Genomic DNA, 21,364 nt, shown 5'->3' on the forward strand with positions numbered 1-21,364 from the left:
TTGTGAATATAAACACAATTTCTGTTGTTTTAAATAAAATAATGTTAGTTAAAAATATTGATGAAGGAGTATCTAAATGAAAAAATTAAATTGTGGTGTAGTAGGTGTTGGAAGGGTAGGCATGATGCATATTAAGAATCTTCTGAACATTCCAAGTATAAATATCTTAGGTGTATCTGATTTGTTTATTGAGAATGCTGAAGACGAATTGAATATGTTAGGTATTGAGCATTGTTACAAAGATTATCAAGAGTTATTATGTGATGAAGAATTAGAAGCGTTATTCATTTTCTCTTCGACAGACTCACATGAAAAAATAGCAATTGATGCAGCAAAAGCAAAAAAGCATATTTTTTGCGAAAAACCTTTAAGTATGGATACAAATGAAGAATCAAGTTTAAAAGTATTACGTGCGGTGAAGGAAAATGATGTTAAAATGCAGATTGCGTTCAATCGACGAGTGGATCGTCAATTTAGAAAAATCTATCAAGATGTTAGAGATGGTAAAATAGGTGATCCTCAAATAATAAAAATTACTTCGAGAGATCCTGATTTATTACCACATGAGTTAATAAAACGTATTGGAGGATTGTTATTCGATTTTACCATGCATGATTTTGATATGGCTAGATATATGGCTGGAAGTAACATTAAAGAAGTTTATGCTAGAGGAAACACGCTTATTGATCCAACTTTAAAAGATATAAACGATATTGATACATTAGCAATAGTATTAGAATTTGAAAATGGTTCATTTGGCTTAATTGATAATAGCCGTCGTGCCGTATATGGTTATGACCAACGGGTAGAAGTATTTGGTTCTAAAGGAATGCTTAAAGCAGAAAATGTAAGCGATTCAACTGTTGAATTGTATGGAGAACAGTCGTTAGAGATGGAAAATCCATTACCAATCTTTATGGAACGTTATCATCAAGCATATGATACTGAGGTACGTTTATTTGTAGAAGCTATTTTAAATAATCAACCATTAGTCGCAACAGGTATGGATGTTATCATGGCGCAAAGAGCAGCTGTTGCAGCACAAGAATCTATTGCAACCGGCAAACCTGTGGTAGTAGATACAACTTATCCAAAAATTTAAAAAATTAATATATAAATGGAGGAAATACAAATGACAATTAAGTTAGGGATTGCACCAATCGCTTGGACAAATGATGATATGCCGGAATTAGGTAAGGAAAATACGTTTGAACAATGTATCAGTGAAATGGCATTAGCAGGGTACACAGGAACAGAAATTGGAAACAAATATCCGAAAAATCCAGAAGAATTAAAAAGTTACTTAGAACCACGTGGATTATCAGTAGCTAGTGCCTGGTTTAGTGCTTTTTTAACAACCAAACCATTTGAAGAAACAGAAGAGGCTTTTATGTTACATCGTGACTTTTTGCATGCAATGGGAGCAAAAGTCATCGTTGTGTCAGAACAAGGACATAGTGTACAAGGTCAAATGGAGACACCTGTTTTTGATAAAAAACCTGAATTTACAGAAGATGAATGGGAAAAATTAACAAGTGGGTTAGATAAATTAGGCGAGTTGGCAAATGAAAAAGACATGTCTGTTGTTTACCACCACCATATGGGGACAGGTGTCCAAACAACTGATGAAATCAATCGTTTGATGGCTGAGACAGATCCTAAAAAAGTGTCACTATTATATGATACTGGTCACTTAGTTTTCTCTGGTGAAGATCCGATTGAAGTGTATCAAACACACAAAGACCGTATTAAACATATTCACTTTAAAGATATTCGTAAGGAAAAAATGGAAGAAGTTAAAACAAACTCATTTAGTTTCTTAAAGGGCGTTAAAGAAGGTGTGTTCACTGTTCCAGGAGATGGCATGATTGATTTTACACCAATTTGGCAAGAAATTGAAAAAGATGGTTATGAAGGATGGATTGTCGTAGAGGCAGAACAAGATCCATCAAAAGCTAATCCATTTATTTATGCAAAAGCTGCTCGTAATTATATTAATTTAATTACTGGTTTATAATGAAAATTTTTCTTAGAAGAAGGGTGAAAAAATGATAAATAAAGAATTAAGAATCGGTGTAATAGGTGTTGGAGCTATTGGAACAGAGCATATAAAAAGAATTAATCATAAAATAAAAGGTGCTAGAGTCGTTGGCATTTATGATATTTTAGAAGAAGAAAAAAAGCAATTAGCAGATGAAATGGGAATCATATTTTATGGTAGTGGGGAGGACTTAATTTCTTCAGATGACGTCGATGCCATATTGATTACTTCCATTGATGAAACACATGCAGATTATGTATTAAAAGCGTTAGCACAAGAAAAGTATGTATTCTGTGAAAAACCTTTAGCTATAGATAATCAATCATGCGCTAAAATTGTTGAAGCAGAAGTGAAATGCGGTCGACGCTTGGTACAAGTAGGTTTTATGAGACGCTATGATAAAGGTTATATGGAGTTAAAAAAATTAATTGAATCTAAATCATATGGGGAAGTATTAATGCTACATTGTGCGCATAGAAATCCAGAATCTGGCTTACACTACACAACGCCAATGTCTATTATCCAAACGGCAGTGCATGAAATTGATGTGCTACGTTGGTTATTACAAGACGACTATGTTTCAGTTGAAAGTATACTGCCTAAAAAACAAACTAAAATGACACATGACAATTTACATGATCCACAAATTTTAGTATTAGAGACAAAAAATGGTGTGGTGATCCAGTTAGAAATTTTCGTTAATTGTCAATTTGGTTATGATATTAAATGTGAAGTAGTATGTGAAAATGGAGAGTTAGGATTAGTGGATCCACACTATACTTATGTCAAACATAATTTTTCTAATCAGACACCAATATCGCCTGATTGGCAGACACGTTTTAAAGAAGCGTATGATACAGAGTTTCAATTATGGGTTAATGGCGTATTGAATAATAAATTGGAAGGACCATCTTCATGGGATGGGTATGTCGCTTCTATTATCACAACAGCAGGAACGGAATCAACAAATAAAGGTGAAAAAATAAATGTTATGCTTCAAGAAAAACCAAGTATTTATTAAAATACTTATAAATAAAGGAGGTGAGATTTTATAGTAAAGATATAACTCTGTAGCATAGCACTAAACGACAAAATAGGGTTGTTATCTATGATGTATCGAAAAATATTATACCTACACAGAATAATATAGTTATAAAAATGGTAATATAGGCATTTTTATAGTAAAAAACAAACTGGCTATTAATAGTAGTATCTAGTTTGTTTTTTTATATGAAGGATGCTTAAAAAAGTAGATTAACATTGTTGATACTATAAAAATAAAAAACAAGATTAGAGCTTTATTCTAATCTTGTTTTTTATTTATTGTCTAAAAGATAACTACAGGAACACCAACATCAATCATATTAAATAATTTAGCACACACATCAGGGGGTGTGTTAATACAGCCATGTGATCCCACTGTCGTATATGATGTTCCTCCATAAGCATTGGCATTTTGCCACGGGGAATCATGAATTCCTACCCCCGTCCAATCGATTGGCATCCAATAATCAACAGGGCTTGCATAATCTTCACCGCGAAGAGTTTCATTTCGCTTTTTGTTCCAAACATAGAACACCCCGGAAGGAGTAGGTGTACTTGGTTTTCCAGAAATAATGTCTGTATCTAAAGCAACTTTTCCATCTTTGTAGTACCACATGTGTTGAGCTTGTAAGTCAACTTCTATATAAGTGTTTGATAGAAGAGCTGATTCGGGAGTAGCGCTTCCTTGATAAGCAGGAACACGATCTGTGAAACCTTTGCCAGATAAAATTAGTTCTGTCAGTTGTTCTGTTTCACTATCTGTTGCAATTGTCCAACTATAAGACCCAGCAGGAACACTCACTTCTCCACGTTTGGTGCTATTAAATTTTGTTGGATTAGTACTAGTATTGTACTGTTGCCCAAGTTGAGTGACATATTCTTTTACTAAGTCTTGATTTAAAGTAACATCACCTTTATCGTTTGTTGTTAACCAACTAGCAATTGTCTCTTTAGGGATTGCCACTTTTTGCCCATTAATGAGGTACGTAGCATTGACCTCTGTTAACTTATTTATGTCCGCTAATTCTTTTTTTAATTGCGTATCTGTTGCCAAAACAGTTGGTTTTTGGACATAGGATTCTAAGTTTATAGACCCTTTGCCTTCTTTAACATGAGATTCAAATGCTGAAATAAATTTATCAACATCAATAGAATTTCCAGCTACTTCGTCTGTAATTTGAAATGAACCATCTTTCATTTCAATTTTTGCGTTTTTTGTGGGTGTGCGCTCTTTATTAAAGTTCGTTAAGGCTGTTTTTAAAGCATTAGATTGTTTAGTTAGTTTGTCTTTGTTATAATCAGTCATCACAATGGGCACATTTTTAGGTTGATTGACGTAATTCATAAACCACAACCAAGGATTTTGTTTTGCAATAGTATCAGAGACAGTCTTATTAACATCAAAAGTGATTCCTAGTTGTTGTTTAGGAATGGCTTTCCAAGTTTTATCATTATCTAGTATAACGAATTCATTCTCATGAATATTGTCCTCAAGCTTTTTTTCTGCTTGTTTTCTAGATAATTGGCTGACATCTATTTGTCCAATCTTTGTATTGGGCAAAAATTTATTCTGATAAGTAATAGCAAAATACGAATAGATACTAACAATGACTAGTACCATAATTAAAGGCACTAATAACAACGACTTACGTTTCATGTGAAGCCCCTTCCTATGATAAAAATTGTAATATTATTGTAACATATTCTTTTCTAAAAACAATATAAGTGCTTTAAAAACACCTATATAATGAGAAAAGACTAGAATTTATCATTCTAGTCTTTTATTATTTTAATTAATAAGAACATGATTTATTCAAATGCTTCATCTAGTATTTCTTGTAGACGTTTTGCAGATAAGTCAAATTTTTCTTGTTCAGCATCTGTTAAGGGAAGTTCGATAACATGGCTGATTCCTTGGCGATTTACCACAGCTGGAGCACCGATATAAATATCGTTTAATCCATATTGTCCATCTAAGTAAACAGATAAAGGTAATACGGCATTTTCATCATAAAGAATGGCTTTAGTAATACGAGCTAAAGCAACAGCAATTCCATAGAAAGTAGCCCCTTTCTTATCAATGATGGTATATGCTGCATCACGGACTTTAAAGAAAATGTTAACCAATTCTTCTTCATCAATTTCAGGATGATCTGAAACCCATTCGTAAATTTGCAATCCAGCAATATTAGCATGAGACCAAACTGGAAATTCTGTATCACCGTGTTCACCTAAAATATATCCATGGACATTTCTTGCATCAACGTCTACTAACTCAGCAATGGTTTGTCTAAAACGAGCAGAGTCAAGAGAAGTTCCGCTACCGATAACTTTGTGTTTTGGAAATCCAGAGAATTTCCATGTAGCATAAGTTAAAATATCAACAGGATTAGTTGCGATTAAGAAGATACCATTAAATCCTGAAGAAACGATATCATCAACAATGGATTTGAAAATTTTTAAATTTTTATTAACTAAATCTAGACGTGTTTCACCGGGTTTTTGTGCAGCACCTGCAGTAATCACCACTATGTCAGCATCTTTACAATCAGCGTAAGTTGCAGCATAGATTTTTTTAGGAGAAGTGAATGCTAGAGCGTGAGATAAATCAAGGGCATCCCCTTCTGCTTTGTTTACATCAATATCAATAATACCAATTTCTTGTGCGATGTTTTGTGTCACAAGGGAAAAAATATAACTTGAACCAACAGCCCCATTGCCGACAACGATAATTTTTTGATGATCAATACTTATGTGTTCCATTACAATCGCTCCCTTTTTTATTTACTCCATGTTAAATTATAACACTAAATTATGAAAAAACCTATGAAAAAGATCATTTAACAAATAATAGTCTATTAATCAAACGTTAATTAAAAGTCTTAATAGTTTCTTATTTATAGAATATAAAAAGGTATGGTATACTATTTTAGAGCCTTTTAGTTTAAATACAATGAAAAAACACGTGTCTTCTAACCCGTGTTTTTTGATGTTATAGGAGATATAGATTATGAAATTAATTGTTGGATTGGGAAATCCTGGAGCGAAGTATCGAACAACTCGACATAATATTGGATTTATTACATTAGATGAGATTGCCTATCAAGAAAATATTGAATTTAATAAATCTCAATTTGAAGCCGACACGGCAGAGTTTTTTGTAGATGGTGAAAAGGTGTTATTAGCAAAGCCTCAAACATTTATGAATGAATCAGGTCGTAGTGTAGGACCATTGATGACTTATTATAATATTTCACCCGAAAATGTTTTAGTCATTTATGATGATTTAGATTTACCTGTAGGAAAAGTAAGATTGCGTCAAAAAGGAAGTGCTGGTGGACATAATGGTATTAAAAGCTTAATTTCACATATTGGAACACCTGATTTTAATCGTGTACGAATAGGGATTGATCGCCCAAATCGCGGAGAAGAAGTGATAGCTCATGTTTTAGGTAATTTTCCTAAAAACACACATGAAGACATGCTGTCAGCTGTAAAATTAGCGGCAGATGCGAGTTTGTATTGGGCACAAGGGCATTCATTTGTTGAGACTATGAATCAATACAATAGTAAGAAATAAAGGGGGTCAGATGATTAATATGTACCTCAATCAAAGTATGATGACTATAATAGAACAAGATGAACAAGTGAAAGGGTGGCTTGATAATAGTGAGACACAAAAATCACAATTGATTACAGGTTTAGCTGGTTCAGCTAAGAGCTTAGTGATGTCGACGTTGCTGAAAAAAAATAAAAAGATCATGATTGTGACCCCTAATTTATATTATGGGACTAAATTGATGGACGACTTGCAACACATTGTTGACGAGTCTTATTTGCATTTCTTCCCTGTTGATGAAGTGGCAGCAGTTGAAATGTCCTTTTCTTCTCCGGAAGCACTAGCTGAGAGAATTAATAGTATGGTGTTTTTAAATAGTGATGAGCCAGGGATTATCGTCACACCATTAGCTGGATTACGTCGTTTTTTACCAGCTCCTAATAACTGGAAAAATAGTGTGTTATCTGTTGAAGTAGGAGGTATAATCGATTTAACAACTTTACCCGAAACATTAGTCTCTCTAGGGTATGTTAGAGAACAAATGATAGGAAAACCAGGTGAATTTAGTATTAGAGGAAGTATCATTGATATTTATCCTTTAACTAGTGAATACCCTGTGCGTATCGATTTGTTTGATGATGAGATTGATTCGTTGCGTTTGTTTGATGTAGAAACCCAACGTTCGTTATCAGATGTAGAGAATATATTAATTCCACCAGCTATGGATCAAGTGGTAACAAAAGATGAGTTAGCAAACGCGGCAAGTGTGTTAGATGAGGTGTTAAGTAAAAAAATTGATGGCATAAAAGATATTGATAGAAAAAATCAGTTAACTGCTTATAAAAATTATACAGTGGGTGAGTGGGGCAGTGGTCATCCAACTGATGATATTAGTCAATATATTGATATGATTTTTGAGGAAAAATATCATTTAAGTGATTATTTATCTCATGACGATTTGGTGGTATTTGATGATTACAGTCGCATGATTGATACGGAAAAAGAGATTTTACGAGAAGAATCAGAATGGTTAACCATTAAGTTAGAGGATAATCCAGTGTTTGAAAATCGGACATTGGGTGGTGATTTTAGACAGATTATGAAAAAAATGCCACAACATCGAACATTCTTTTCTCTATTTCAAAAAGGGATGGGAAATTTACGTTTTTCTTCCATTTATCCGTTTGAATACCGTGCGATGCAACAGTTCTTTGGTCAATTGCCGCTTTTAAAGGCAGAGATGGATCGTTGGGCAAAACAAAAACAAACGGTCGTGGTACTAGTCGAAGATACCGAACGTAGTAAAACGGTAGAACGCTTGTTTATTGATGCGGATATTTCTGTTGTCGTCAATAACAAAAAAGAGTTGTTAAAAGGGCAAGCACAAATCCAGGTTGGCTTATTAGAATCAGGGTTTGAGTTGCCACAAGATAATTTAATCGTGTTAGTAGAAAAAGAAATTCTACATACCAGAACGAAACGTCAAGCACGTAAACAAACCATTTCTAATGCGGAACGATTAAAGAGTTATAATGAATTAAGTCCTGGTGATTATGTGGTTCATGCTAATCACGGGATTGGTAAATACATTGGCATGGAGACATTACTAAGTGGTGGCACACACCAGGATTACATGACCATTTTGTATCAAAATAACGATAAATTGTTTATTCCAGTGACCCAGTTAGATTTAATTCAAAAATATGTGGCTTCTGAGTCTAAAACGCCACGTATTAATAAATTAGGTGGTAGTGAGTGGACAAAGACAAAGAAAAAAGTATCGGCAAAAGTTGAAGATATCGCGGATGATTTAATTCAATTATATGCAGCAAGAGAAGCTGAAGTAGGATATGCTTTTTCACCAGATGACGATTACCAGCATGAGTTTGACAATGCCTTCCCGTACGCAGAAACGGACGACCAATTGCGAAGTATCCAAGAAATTAAGAAAGACATGGAGAAAAAACGACCAATGGACCGTTTGCTTGTAGGGGATGTGGGTTATGGGAAAACCGAAGTAGCATTGCGTGCGGCGTTTAAAGCAGTTAAAGATGGCAAACAAGTAGCCTTTTTAGTACCAACTACAATTTTAGCACAACAACATTATGAAACCATGCTCGACAGATTTAAAAATTTTCCAGTAAGTATTGGGTTAATGAGTCGATTTAGAACGAAAAAACAACAAGAAGAAACGATTGATCAATTGAAAAAAGGTCAAATAGATATTATTGTTGGCACGCATCGAATTTTATCAAAAGACTTAGAGTTTATGGATTTAGGATTGCTTATCATTGATGAGGAACAACGTTTTGGCGTGAAACATAAAGAACGATTAAAACAATTACGTGCGCAAGTTGATGTATTGACACTGACAGCTACACCGATTCCAAGAACATTGCACATGTCCATGTTGGGGGTACGAGATTTATCGGTTATTGAAACCCCTCCGGCTAATCGTTACCCAGTGCAAACATATGTGATGGAGAAAAATCCAGGGGCTATACGTGAGGCGTGTGAGCGAGAAATTGCGCGTGGTGGACAAGTGTTTTATCTATACAATCGTGTGGATACGATTGAGCAAAAAGTCGATGAATTAAAAATGCTATTACCTAACGCTCGTATTTCTTATGCACATGGTCAAATGACAGAAATTCAGTTAGAAAATGCGTTAATGGAATTTATTAATGGTGAATACGATATTTTAGTGACAACGACGATTATTGAAACAGGGGTTGATATTCCTAATGTAAATACGTTGTTTGTGGAAAACGCCGATCACATGGGATTATCTCAGCTTTATCAGTTAAGAGGTCGTGTTGGCCGAAGTAATCGCGTGGCGTATGCTTATTTTATGTATGAACCGCAAAAAGTCTTAAATGAAGTGAGCGAGAAACGACTTCAAGCGATTAAAGATTTTACGGAATTAGGTTCAGGATTTAAAATTGCCATGCGAGATTTGTCAATTCGTGGTGCTGGAAACCTGTTAGGTGCTCAGCAACATGGCTTTATTGACTCAGTCGGGTTTGATATGTACACTCATATGCTTAATGAAGCAGTTAATCGTAAGCGTGGTGTCGATAGTAAAGAGACGAAAACAGTGACTGAAATTGACTTGGGCATTGATGCGTATATTCCAAGTGATTATATAGAAGATGAGCGTCAAAAAATTGAAATGTATAAGCGAATTAGACAACTTGAAAATCAAGAGATGTATGATGAATTAGAAGCTGATCTATTAGATAGATTTGGTGAATACCCTGATGAAGTCGCAAATCTATTAACTGTTGGGTTGATAAAAATGAATGCCGATTTTGCCTTAATTGATAAAATTCAAAAGAAAAAGCAATCAATTTATGTTGAATTAAGCAAGGAAGGAACGTCTGCTTACACAATTGAGCAGTTATTTAAAGCTTTATCAAAAACAACTTTAAAAGCAGAAATCAGTACAGACGAGCATTTGGCTGTGACATTCAAACTAGGTAAAGACACAACCGTTGCAATATGGTTACATGAAGTGTCAACATTTATTGAAGCATTAAGGCAAGAGCGATATGCTAAAAAAGATGTACGGGATGACGCGAATGGAAAAAATTAAAGTAGAAAAAACTGTTTTAAAAGGAACGTTGATTTTAACGATTACGTCTTTTGTGGTAAAGATACTGAGTGCTGTGTATCGCGTGCCATTTCAAAATTTAGTGGGAGACGAAGGGTTTTATGTGTACCAACAAGTGTACCCTATCTATGGTATTGCGATGACATTGTCGTTATCTGGTATGCCTGTATTTTTATCAAAAATTTTAGCTAGTGAAGAGTCTTTGATTGAAAGAAAAAAAATTCTTACCCAATTTTTTTACTATGTTAGTTTCTTGTCTATCTATTTATTTTTAGGCTTATTTGTTGGGGCACCACTCATTGCCATGATGATGGGAGACAAAGAGCTCATACCACTTATTCGTGTTGTATCGTTGGTATTTTTACTGGTACCATTTTTATCTACTTTTAGAGGTTATTTTCAAGGAGAGGTGAATATGTTACCAACTGCAACCTCGCAGTTAGTGGAACAGGGAATTCGTGTGGGAATTATTTTACTTTCTGGTTGGTTGTTTTATACGCAAAGTTTAGATGTTTACCAAGTAGGAAGTATTGCCACATCAGGAGCGATTATGGGTGGAATATGTGCGATTGTGGTGTTAATATACTATGCAAGAAAGCAGCCGTTATCTTTTTATCCAATTCCCTCAAAGGAACAGCGTGATAATGGATTGCTAAGACGATTAATATTAGAAGGTGGAACGCTTTGCTTTTTTAGTGCTTACCTCGTAATTTTTCAATTGATTGATTCATTTACGATAAAAAAATATTTAGTTTTTTCAGGGATACCGGATCTATCAGCTAAAATAGCCAAGGGAGTCTTTGATAGAGGACAGCCATTGGTACAATTAGGATTGGTTGTGGCCATTGCAATGACTGCTACATTCATGCCGACGTTAACTCATTACTATAAAAGTAAAAAGAAATCAGATTATCAATCAATGGTGTTATCCTATTTAAAAGTGTCATTGAGTATTTCTGTGGCAGCAGGTATTGGATTGGCCATCATGATTCCATTTATCAATGTGACACTTTTTAGCAACAATGATGGCGCATCAACATTGTCGCTATTTGTACTATCTGTTAGTATTGCCTCAATGATTCAAACGTATCAAACAATTTATCAAAGTCAAAACCGAGTACATTATCAATTTGTCGCTGCAATATTTGGTGTGTTATTGAAGAGTATTTTGACACCATGTTTAACCTATTATTTTGGAACAATGGGGTCAAGCGTAAGTACGTTACTGGGGTTGTTAGGTTGTTTACTTGTTTTGCATCATTACCTGATCCGTAAGGGATTTGACGTAGCGGTTGGCAAACTTTTTTTAATAAAATTATTGATTAGTTTAGGGTTGATGGCTATTGGAGTCTATGGATTTAGAGTTATCTGTTTAGCTAACGGTTTACTCATAACTCATAGAGGAGTGACGTTTGCTTTAACACTAATAGGTGTCTTTATTGGAGTGACTATCTATCTAATAAGTATTGTGAAATTTAAATTATTTAGTTATGATGAATGGAACATGTTGCCATTTGGCCAAAAAATATATAAACATTTTTATTAATTGATTTAGGAGGACATTGATGAGATTAGATAAATTTTTAAAAATTTCAAGAATTATAAAACGTCGAACAATTGCAAAAGAAATAGCTGATAAAGGTCGGATTCAAGTGAATCACAAATTAGCTAAATCATCTACCCCTGTTAAAATAGGAGATGTGATTACAATCATGTTTGGTAATAAAACATTAGAAGTTAAAGTATTAGACTTAAAAGACACAACTAAAAAAGATGAAGCAAAAGATTTATACGAAATTATTAGCGAAATCAAAAATCAAAACTAAAATCAGCGATAAGTATTAGACATTAATGAGGCTAGTTGGTATAATGAACCCAAGTATAAACAGAAATGGAGTCTAATGTATCATGAGTGAGAAAAAAACGTTATTAGCCCTTGAGACAAGCGAAAAAAGACTTCCGTCACCAATGGCGAAAGCTCAACGTGAACAAAAGCAAATGATTTACAAACGACGACGCTTAACGGTTATGTTTGTGTTAGCCTTTGGTTTATTTACGTTCATGGGAATTAACTTATTTCGCAATGGACAACATCTGTTATCACTACAACAAAATCACACAGAGGTAAAAAAGGAATATGCAAAAGTAAAAACAGAAAAGAAGGATTTGGAAAACGAAGTAAAATTGTTAAAGGATCCCGAATATGTTGAGAAAGTTGCACGTGCCAAATATTTTTACTCTAAAGAAGGCGAACAAGTATATAGCATCCCAGGACTGAGTGGTGCAAATTAAAGCAGTGGCAATCGAGTATTAAGTTAATAAAAAAATAATATATAAAGAGGATTCAAGGAGGAAATATTTTTTTATGTCAATCGAAGTGGGGACAAAGTTATCTGGTAAAGTGTCAGGTATTACTAATTTTGGAGCGTTTGTAGATTTAGGTGATGGAAAAACAGGATTGGTACATATCAGTGAGGTATCTAATAGCTTTGTAAAAGATATCAACGATGTTTTAAAGATGAATGACGAAGTTGAAGTAAAAGTCATGAGTGTTGGAGATGACGGAAAAATTGGGTTATCAATCAAGCGTGCCAACGAAGAAGAACGCCCAGCACAGCGTGAGCGTAAAGAATACAAACGTTCATCAAATAATTACCAGTCTGATCGTAACAACCGAGGTGGAAATGACCGTGGTAGAAATAATCGTAAACCTGCAGCAGTAGCTACTCCACAAAAAGAAAGTTTTGATTCATTAATGACTAACTTCTTAAAAGATAGTGATGATAGATTAAGTACATTAAAACGCAGTACTGAAGGAAAACGTGGCGGACGTGGCGGACGTCGTAACTAAATAGATAGAAGGGTAAGAGAGTTCTCTTATCCTTTTTTTATATGGAAAAGTGGGAGGAAAGTTTGTGTACCAAGAATTTGAAAAGATTATTCAATCAGAGTACCAGTTGATGCCACAAACTCATATTGTGGTAGGAGTATCTGGAGGAGTTGACTCAATGGTGTTACTGCATTTGTTGTGTCAAATACCCAAAGATCAACGTCCAGTGATTTATGTTGCACATATTAACCACCAGTTAAGAGCTGAATCAGAAGTGGAACAATTATTTGTAGAAAGTTATGCCAAAAAATATCAAATACCCTGTTTTGTCGGTATATGGGACGAAGGAAAAACTGTTGATACAAATGTAGAGCAACAAGCAAGAACATTTCGCTATACTTTTTTTGATAAAGTGATGCAAGAAACAAATAGCACGTATTTATTAACGGCTCATCATAAAGATGATGCTGTCGAAACAATCTTGATGCGATGGATTCAAGGTAGTCAATTAAGAAAATTGGTTGGGATTGAAAAAAAACGCTCACTGGGAGTCAATCAGGTTATTCGCCCATTATTAAGTTTTTCTAAAAAAGAACTTTATGAATACGCTAAAGAAAAAAATATCCCGTATCATGAAGATAGTAGTAACCTTTCTGATAATTATTTCCGAAATCGTATTCGTCATCACATCCGTCCTATGCTGGAAATAGAAAATCCTAATTTTGGTAACGGAATATTGCGCTTATCTCAAGAAATTTCCAATCAAAGGCAAGTTATCGATGAATTACTGCAGCCTTTAATTGAATTACTTGTTTCTTATCAAAATAATACATGGCAATTAGATTATATTTCGTTAAAAAAACACAATTTAGCGATACAGTCTGAAGTAATTCGATATATATTAACAGATATTCAAGAAAAAACTAGCCTTGTTGTAGGATATGAGCATATGAATCAGTTACAAAAACTGATTAGTAATGATAAACCAAATCAACAGTTATTATTAGGAAATAATTGGATTGTTGAAAAAAATTATGACATACTCACTATCTATCAAAAGAAAAAGTCATTAAATGAATATACTGTATTTGATTTGGCAAAAAATCAGGGTGTATTTTTGTCTAATAATCAGTGGTTAGGATTTTTTGAATTGGGTAAAGAAGTTATTCCGAATGAATTGATTAACTGGCACTTAAAAGAGATGATTTACACACATGGGAAACATCATACGATTCGAGTCAGAAAACGTGAAGCTGGTGACAGATTCGTATATAATTATAAAGGTCAGACTAAGAAAGTATCACGATATTTTATTGATGAAAAAATACCAACTAAATTACGTGATTTAAGTTGGCTCGTTTTCGATGAAAAAGGGTATCTTCTATGGCTTTTACCATTTAGAGAATCTTATTTGAGTATTCATCATGAAACTGATAAAATACAGTATAAGCTCGTCTACTTATATCAAAGGGATGAGTAAGTTTGGAAGGAGAACCCAATGTTAGAAAAAGATATCGAAAAAACATTTTATTCAGAACAACAAATTCAAGAACGAGTTGCTGTTTTAGGTGAAGAGATTAGTCGTGAGTATCAGGATAAGTTTCCTTTAGTTGTGGGTATTTTAAAAGGAGCCGTTCCGTTTTTATCGGATTTAGTTCGTGCTATGCCAATTCACATGGAAATGGATTTTATGGATGTGTCAAGTTACGGTAATGCGACTGTCTCATCTGGTGAAGTTCGTATTTTGAAAGATTTAAGTACAGTAGTTGAAGGTCGTCATATTATCTTAGTAGAAGATATTATCGATAGTGGACGTACATTAAAATATCTTGTTGACTTATTGAAACACCGTAAAGCAGCTTCTGTTAAAATTGTGACGATGCTTGATAAACCAGAAGGTCGTGTTGTTGATATGGCAGCTGACTATGTTGGTTTTGAAGTGCCAAACGAATTTGTTGTAGGATATGGTTTAGATTATGCTGAAGATTATCGTAATCTTCCATATATCGGTGTATTGAAACCAGAAATATACGAAAATGCTTAATTTTTCGAACATTTAGTGTTACAATAATTTCTTAGTAATGATTACAAACTAAAAATTTAATATAGAGAAGGAGGACATGTATGAATAAAAAGAATTCAGGGATGCGCAACTCGCTTTATTATATTATTGTATTTTTATCAATGATTACAATAGTATACTTCTTCTTTGGACAAGGCGGCGACCAATCTCCAACTATAAATTATTCAACGTTCTATCAACAATTAAAAGATGATCAAATTAAAGACTTTACTGTTCAACCTGCTAATGGCGTTTACAAAATCACGGGTGAGTACCATGAAGATCAGAAAATTACTGATTCAGGTGGGTTACCAATATTTGGTAAAACAAAAGTAAAATCAAAACGATTTACAACATCTGTCTTACCTAATGATGCAACCATTGCTAATATTAGCGAAACAGCGAGTGAATCTGGTACCAAATTTGTTGTTAAAGAACAATCAAACAACAGTGTTTGGGTATCATTATTGTTTAGTTTCTTACCAGTTTTATTGATGGTATTCCTATTCTATATGATGATGGGACAAGGTGGACAAGGTGGTGGAAATGGCCGTGTCATGAACTTTGGGAAATCTAAAACAAAAGAAGCAGATAAAAAATCAATCAATGTTCGTTTTTCTGACGTAGCAGGAGCTGAAGAAGAAAAACAAGAATTAGTAGAAGTAGTTGAATTCTTGAAAGACCCACGTCGTTTCGTGGAACTTGGTGCTAGAATTCCTGCGGGTGTGTTACTTGAGGGACCTCCCGGAACAGGTAAAACATTATTAGCAAAAGCTGTTGCCGGAGAAGCTGGCGTACCATTCTTCTCTATTTCAGGTTCAGACTTTGTTGAGATGTTTGTCGGTGTTGGGGCAAGTCGTGTACGTGACTTGTTTGAAACAGCGAAAAAATCAGCTCCAGCGATTATCTTCATCGATGAAATTGATGCAGTTGGTCGTCAACGTGGTGCTGGTATGGGTGGGGGTCACGATGAACGTGAACAAACCCTTAACCAATTGCTTGTTGAAATGGATGGTTTCAATGGTAATGAAGGAGTTATCGTTATTGCTGCAACAAACCGTTCAGATGTGTTAGACCCTGCATTACTTCGTCCAGGACGTTTTGACAGACAAGTTCTTGTTGGAACACCTGATGTTAAAGGTCGTGAACAAATTTTGCGAGTTCATTCTCGTAACAAACCTTTAGCAAACGATGTTGATTTAAAAGTTGTCGCACAACAAACACCAGGATTTGCCGGTGCAGACTTAGAAAACGTATTAAACGAAGCTGCCCTTGTAGCGGCTCGACGTAATAAAAAGAAAATTGACGCATCAGATATTGATGAAGCACAAGATAGAGTCATTGCTGGTCCTGCTAAGAAAGACCGCATGATTAGTAAAAAAGAACGTTCAATGGTTGCTTACCATGAAGCAGGTCATACAATCTGTGGATTAGTGCTAAGCGATGCAAGAATTGTCCATAAAGTAACCATCGTTCCACGTGGACGTGCTGGCGGATACATGATTGCTTTACCAAAAGAAGATCGTTTCTTAATGACTCAAAACGAAATGTTCGAACAAATCGTTGGATTACTTGGTGGACGTGTGGCCGAAGAAATTATCTTTGGTGTGAAATCTACTGGGGCAAGTAATGACTTTGAACAAGCAACTAACTTAGCTCGTTCAATGGTAACTGAGTATGGTATGAGTGATTCATTAGGTCCTGTACAATATGAAGGAAACCATCAAGTCTTTGTTGGCCGTGATTATGGACAAACAAAAACTTATTCAGAACAAGTTGCGTTCCAAATCGATGAGGAAGTTCGTAATATCTTGAACCGTGCTCATCAAAAAGCGGTTGAAATTATTGAAGCACATCGTGATGAACATAAGTTAATCGCAGAGTCACTACTTAAATACGAAACACTTGATGCGAAACAAATTAAATCATTATTTGAAGACGGTAAAATGCCAAGTGATGATAAACCTGAAGAGTATCCAAGTGAAAAAGATGGTTCTTTTGAAGAAGTTAAAGAAGCGTTAGAGAAAAAAGACGCTGAAAAACAAAAAGCTGAATTTGCTGAAGAAAAAGAAGCAGAGCACAATTTAAAAGAGCGTGATGAAGAATTATCACAATCGATTAAAGAAGATGAAGAAGCTGTGAAAGAAGATAAATCTGAGTAAAAATAGTTTTAAGATTGAAACAAATACGTTATGATAAGTGGGATATACGAAAGTATAGCCCACTTTTTAATTGGGAATAATAAAGAAAGAAAGTAGGCACGATAAATGAGTAAACAAACAACAGATTATTTAGTTAAAGCTTTATGTTTTAATGGAGAAATTCGTGCGATGGCAACACGCACAACAGAGTTAGTTGCTGAAGCACAACAACGTCATGATACATGGCGCACGTCAACAGCGGCACTAGGTCGTTCTTTAACAGGAGCCTTGATGTTAGGTTCAACGCATAAAGGTGACGAAAAATTAACTGTTCGTATTCAAGGGGATGGTCCAATCGGTGCTATTGTCATTGATGCTGATGCAAAAGGACATGTAAAGGGATACGTTAAAAACCCACAAGTTAATTTACCAGCAAATGCATTAGGAAAAATTGATGTGCGTGGTGGAGTGGGAACAAATGGATCTCTAAGTGTGGTAAAAGATTTAGGATTAAGAGAGCCGTTTACAGGACAAGTTCCATTAGTTTCAGGTGAACTAGCTGAAGACTTTACATATTATTTAGCAACATCAGAACAAGTTCCTTCAGCAGTCGGGTTAAGTGTATTAGTTGATAATGAAAATGATGACGTTGTGAAAGCGGCAGGTGGATTTATGATTCAAGTGATGCCGTTTGCTTCAGAGGAAACACTAGTTGAAATTGAAAAACGTTTAGCTGATATTCCACAAGTTTCTAATCTATTAGATCAAGGTGAAACACCAGAAGAAATTCTTTATCGTTTATTAGGGAAAGAAAATGTCGAAATTTTAGATACGATGCCCGTCGAATTTCAATGTGATTGCTCTAAAGAACGTTTTTCTTCAGCTTTAATTACCTTAGGGGTCGATGAATTAACCAATATGATAGAAGAAGACAATGGAGCAGAAGCTGTCTGTCATTTTTGTAATGAAAAATATCATTATACAGCAGAAGAGTTATCAGTATTAAGAGACGAGGCTATGCAGTCTTAAGAGGAGGAAACCCGATGTGGAAGATAGGAAATGTCGAGATTCCTAATCGAGTGGTTGTGGCACCGATGGCCGGAGTAAGTAACTCGGCTTTTCGTGTAACAGTCAAAGAGTTTGGTGCAGGGCTTGTCGTATGTGAGATGATTAGTGATAAAGGCATTCAACAGCGTAACAAAAAAACACTAGAAATGCTTTATATTGATGAGACAGAACATCCGCTTAGTCTACAAATATTTGGTGGCAATAAAGAAAACTTAGTCGAAGCAGCTAAATTTGTCGAAGAATACACGACCGCAGATATGATTGATATCAATATGGGATGTCCAGTAAATAAGGTCATCAAAGCTGAAGCAGGTGCTAGATGGTTACTTGATCCAAACAAAGTATATGAAATGGTAGAAGCTGTGGCGAGTGCTGTGAGTATTCCGGTGACAGTGAAACAACGTATTGGTTGGGATGAAGAACATGTGTATGCTGTTGAAAATGCATTAGCTGCTGAAAAAGCCGGTGCGAGTGCAGTGGCGATGCATGGTCGAACACGCGTGCAGATGTATGAAGGAAGAGCTAACTGGGATGTACTAAGGGAAGTTAAAAAGCATTTAACCATTCCATTTATGGGGAATGGTGATGTGAGAACCCCAGAAGATGCAAAACGCATGCTTGATTATGTTGGATGTGATGGCGTAATGATTGGGCGAGCTGCGTTAGGTAATCCATGGATGATTTATCGCACACAGCATTATCTAGAAACAGGTGAGTTGTTAGAAGAGCCACACCCAGCTGAAAAAATCGAGACAGCTAAACTTCATTTAGACCGTTTAATTCGTTTGAAAGGTGAAAAAATTGGCTGTTTAGAATTCCGTCAACATGCCGCGTATTATTTAAAAGGCGCCCCACGTGCAACCAAAACACGACTAGCCGTTAATAAAGCGACAACTCAAGAAGAAATGAATCAGATTTTGGATGAGTATGTATTAGTTGTAAAAGAAAAAGGATTAGTCGGATAAAAAAGGCAAATTAACTTGCCTTTTTTTTGCTATTTATGGCATTATAGGAGAGAGTAGAATGGCAAATAATGTATAGGAGGAAGTAACGTGTCAAAAGATAATCAAGAGCATCAAGAAATGAATGATCAACTCATCGTTAGACGAGAAAAAATGGCGGAGTTGCGTGACAAGGGATTAGACCCATTTGGAACACGTTTTGAGCGTACAACCAATGCAAAAGAATTGCATGAAAAATATGATGATAAAACTAAAGAAGAATTACAAGAGTTAAACCTAACAGCGACAATTGCTGGTCGTATCATGACAAAACGTGGTAAAGGTAAAGTAGGGTTTGCTCATTTACAGGATAGAGAAGGGCAAGTACAGATTTACGTTCGTAAAGATGCGATTGGTGAAGAAGCCTATGAACTATTTAAACAAGCTGACTTAGGTGATTTTGTTGGAGTAACTGGACAAGTGATGAAAACTGATATGGGTGAGATGACAATCAAGCCAACTGACTTTACATTCTTGACAAAAGCTCTTAGACCGTTACCGGATAAATATCACGGTTTAACAAACGTTGAGCAAAAATACCGTCAACGCTATTTAGATTTAATTAGTAATCGTGATAGCTTTGACAAATTTGTTAAACGTAGTGAAATTATCCGCGAAGTGCGTAATTACTTAAATGACCATGGTTATTTAGAAGTTGAAACACCAACCCTACATAATATGGCAGGTGGAGCAGCAGCAAGACCATTTATTACACATCATAACGCATTAGATATGGAATTATATTTACGCATCGCGCTTGAATTACATTTAAAACGATTAATCGTTGGTGGAATGGAAAAAGTATATGAAATTGGTCGTGTATTCCGTAATGAAGGGATTGATGCGACACACAATCCAGAATTTACTATGCTAGAAGTGTATACAGCTTATACTGATTATAAAGATATTATGGATTTAACAGAAGGTATCATTACAACAGTCGCTCAAAAAGTATTAGGGACATTACAAATCCAATACGGTGATGTTAATGTTAACTTAGAAGGACCATGGAAGAGAATTCATATGGTTGATGCGATTAAAGAAGTCACAGGTGTTGATTTCTGGAATGTAACATCAGACGAAGAAGCAAGAACAATCGCTAAAAAACATAATGTTACTATAGAAGAACATATGGATTATGGCCATGTGATTAATGAATTTTTTGAAGAGTTTGTTGAAGATACGTTGATTCAACCAACCTTTATCTATGGTCATCCGGTTTCAATTTCTCCACTTGCTAAGAAAAATCCAGAAGATGACCGATTTACAGATCGCTTTGAAGTATTTATCGTAGGAAAAGAATATGGAAATGCCTTTACCGAGTTAAATGATCCAATCGATCAAAGAGAACGATTTGAAGCGCAGATGAAAGAAAAAGATTTAGGAAATGATGAAGCTCATGGAATAGATGAAGATTTTATTGAAGCGCTAGAATATGGAATGCCTCCAACAGGTGGTTTGGGAATAGGGATCGACCGTCTGGTGATGCTATTAACTAACTCACAATCTATTAGAGATGTCTTATTATTCCCAACGATGAGATAAAAAAGTGAAGAATTTCTTCACTTTTTTATTTTATTTTAGTATATAAAATTATCGTTAAACGGTTAATGTTCGTTATAAAAAGAAATAAATAGTTATTAAAAATGATTTATCTAGAAAATTATTTTTTATAACGAATAAAAACGAATAAAAATCATATAATTTTAATTTAAAATTTGTGAATTTTTTTTTTAGAAAAAGGTTGACCTTTCTCTATAATCTTGTTATATTAATACATGTCCTTGAGACACAGCTTTTAAAAATCACAACTTTTAACATTTAGCTAATAGGATTTTTATTCTAGCGAACGAATTTTCAGAAAATTTAAAAAAATTCAAAAAAATGTTGACAAGTTATTATAAACTTGTTATGATATAAAAGTTGTTACGACAACAAAGTTTAGACCTTTGAAAACTGAACAAAGTAAGACGAACCAAATGTGTAGGGCGTTTCTACTATGTAG

General features: G+C 34.8%; 17 protein-coding genes. 15 read left to right on the top strand and 2 right to left on the bottom strand.

Annotated features, from left to right (window positions below):
* Positions 1–76: 76 nt before the first annotated feature.
* From iolG to AC37UB_RS09895, 3 genes are read left to right on the top strand one after another with little or no spacing between them, the layout of a single operon-like run.
* On the top strand, positions 77–1,102 hold the full coding sequence (gene iolG, locus AC37UB_RS09885) for an inositol 2-dehydrogenase (protein ID WP_117974119.1): 1,026 nt from the start codon (positions 77–79) through the stop codon (positions 1,100–1,102).
* 30 nt (positions 1,103–1,132) lie between these two features.
* Positions 1,133–2,017: a myo-inosose-2 dehydratase gene (gene iolE / locus AC37UB_RS09890; RefSeq protein ID WP_490685668.1), complete on the top strand. Its 885-nt coding sequence runs from the start codon at positions 1,133–1,135 to the stop codon at positions 2,015–2,017.
* 31 nt (positions 2,018–2,048) lie between these two features.
* Positions 2,049–3,062: a Gfo/Idh/MocA family protein gene (locus AC37UB_RS09895; protein ID WP_117974115.1), complete on the top strand. Its 1,014-nt coding sequence runs from the start codon at positions 2,049–2,051 to the stop codon at positions 3,060–3,062.
* 306 nt (positions 3,063–3,368) lie between these two features.
* Here AC37UB_RS09895 and AC37UB_RS09900 read toward each other — a convergent pair whose 3' ends face one another.
* Together AC37UB_RS09900 and AC37UB_RS09905 are read right to left on the bottom strand one after the other, a co-directional pair.
* On the bottom strand, positions 3,369–4,742 hold the full coding sequence (locus tag AC37UB_RS09900; protein WP_117974113.1) for a L,D-transpeptidase family protein: 1,374 nt from the start codon (positions 4,740–4,742) through the stop codon (positions 3,369–3,371).
* Positions 4,743–4,894: 152 nt separating this feature from the next.
* Positions 4,895–5,848, bottom strand: a complete 954-nt coding sequence (locus AC37UB_RS09905) for an L-lactate dehydrogenase (RefSeq protein ID WP_117974111.1) — start codon at positions 5,846–5,848, stop codon at positions 4,895–4,897.
* Between the two features lie 247 nt (positions 5,849–6,095).
* Here AC37UB_RS09905 and pth point away from each other — a divergent pair, with 247 nt between their 5' ends.
* The 12 genes from pth (at position 6,096) to lysS (ending at position 20,904) form a co-directional block, all read left to right on the top strand.
* Positions 6,096–6,665 (top strand): aminoacyl-tRNA hydrolase, encoded by a 570-nt coding sequence (gene pth / locus AC37UB_RS09910; RefSeq protein ID WP_117974109.1) that lies wholly within the window; start codon positions 6,096–6,098, stop codon positions 6,663–6,665.
* A gap of 19 nt (positions 6,666–6,684) precedes the next feature.
* Complete coding sequence (gene mfd, locus AC37UB_RS09915; protein WP_490685669.1) at positions 6,685–10,239, top strand: transcription-repair coupling factor; 3,555 nt, start codon at positions 6,685–6,687, stop codon at positions 10,237–10,239.
* Complete coding sequence (locus tag AC37UB_RS09920; RefSeq protein WP_158559470.1) at positions 10,226–11,803, top strand: putative polysaccharide biosynthesis protein; 1,578 nt, start codon at positions 10,226–10,228, stop codon at positions 11,801–11,803. Before mfd ends, AC37UB_RS09920 begins: the two co-directional genes overlap by 14 nt.
* 19 nt (positions 11,804–11,822) lie before the next feature.
* Complete coding sequence (locus AC37UB_RS09925) at positions 11,823–12,083, top strand: RNA-binding S4 domain-containing protein (protein ID WP_117974105.1); 261 nt, start codon at positions 11,823–11,825, stop codon at positions 12,081–12,083.
* Between the two features lie 82 nt (positions 12,084–12,165).
* The gene (locus AC37UB_RS09930; RefSeq protein ID WP_241699675.1) at positions 12,166–12,549 is read left to right on the top strand and encodes an FtsB family cell division protein; all 384 of its coding nucleotides are present in this window, start codon (positions 12,166–12,168) and stop codon (positions 12,547–12,549) included.
* A 73-nt stretch (positions 12,550–12,622) separates the two neighbouring features.
* On the top strand, positions 12,623–13,108 hold the full coding sequence (locus AC37UB_RS09935) for a S1 domain-containing RNA-binding protein (protein WP_117974101.1): 486 nt from the start codon (positions 12,623–12,625) through the stop codon (positions 13,106–13,108).
* A 64-nt stretch (positions 13,109–13,172) separates the two neighbouring features.
* Complete coding sequence (tilS, locus tag AC37UB_RS09940) at positions 13,173–14,567, top strand: tRNA lysidine(34) synthetase TilS (RefSeq protein ID WP_241699674.1); 1,395 nt, start codon at positions 13,173–13,175, stop codon at positions 14,565–14,567.
* Positions 14,568–14,585: 18 nt separating this feature from the next.
* Positions 14,586–15,131: a hypoxanthine phosphoribosyltransferase gene (gene hpt, locus AC37UB_RS09945; protein ID WP_071456009.1), complete on the top strand. Its 546-nt coding sequence runs from the start codon at positions 14,586–14,588 to the stop codon at positions 15,129–15,131.
* An 80-nt stretch (positions 15,132–15,211) separates the two neighbouring features.
* Positions 15,212–17,311 (top strand): ATP-dependent zinc metalloprotease FtsH, encoded by a 2,100-nt coding sequence (gene ftsH / locus AC37UB_RS09950; RefSeq protein ID WP_117974097.1) that lies wholly within the window; start codon positions 15,212–15,214, stop codon positions 17,309–17,311.
* Positions 17,312–17,416: 105 nt separating this feature from the next.
* On the top strand, positions 17,417–18,319 hold the full coding sequence (hslO, locus tag AC37UB_RS09955) for an Hsp33 family molecular chaperone HslO (RefSeq protein WP_241699673.1): 903 nt from the start codon (positions 17,417–17,419) through the stop codon (positions 18,317–18,319).
* Positions 18,320–18,333: 14 nt separating this feature from the next.
* Entirely contained in the window at positions 18,334–19,323 is a 990-nt protein-coding gene (gene dusB / locus AC37UB_RS09960; protein ID WP_071456011.1) for a tRNA dihydrouridine synthase DusB, read from the top strand.
* 117 nt (positions 19,324–19,440) lie between these two features.
* Positions 19,441–20,904 (top strand): lysine--tRNA ligase, encoded by a 1,464-nt coding sequence (gene lysS, locus AC37UB_RS09965; protein WP_187363592.1) that lies wholly within the window; start codon positions 19,441–19,443, stop codon positions 20,902–20,904.
* The last annotated feature ends 460 nt before the right edge of the window (positions 20,905–21,364 follow it).

The organism is Vagococcus changpingensis, from assembly GCF_058211775.1.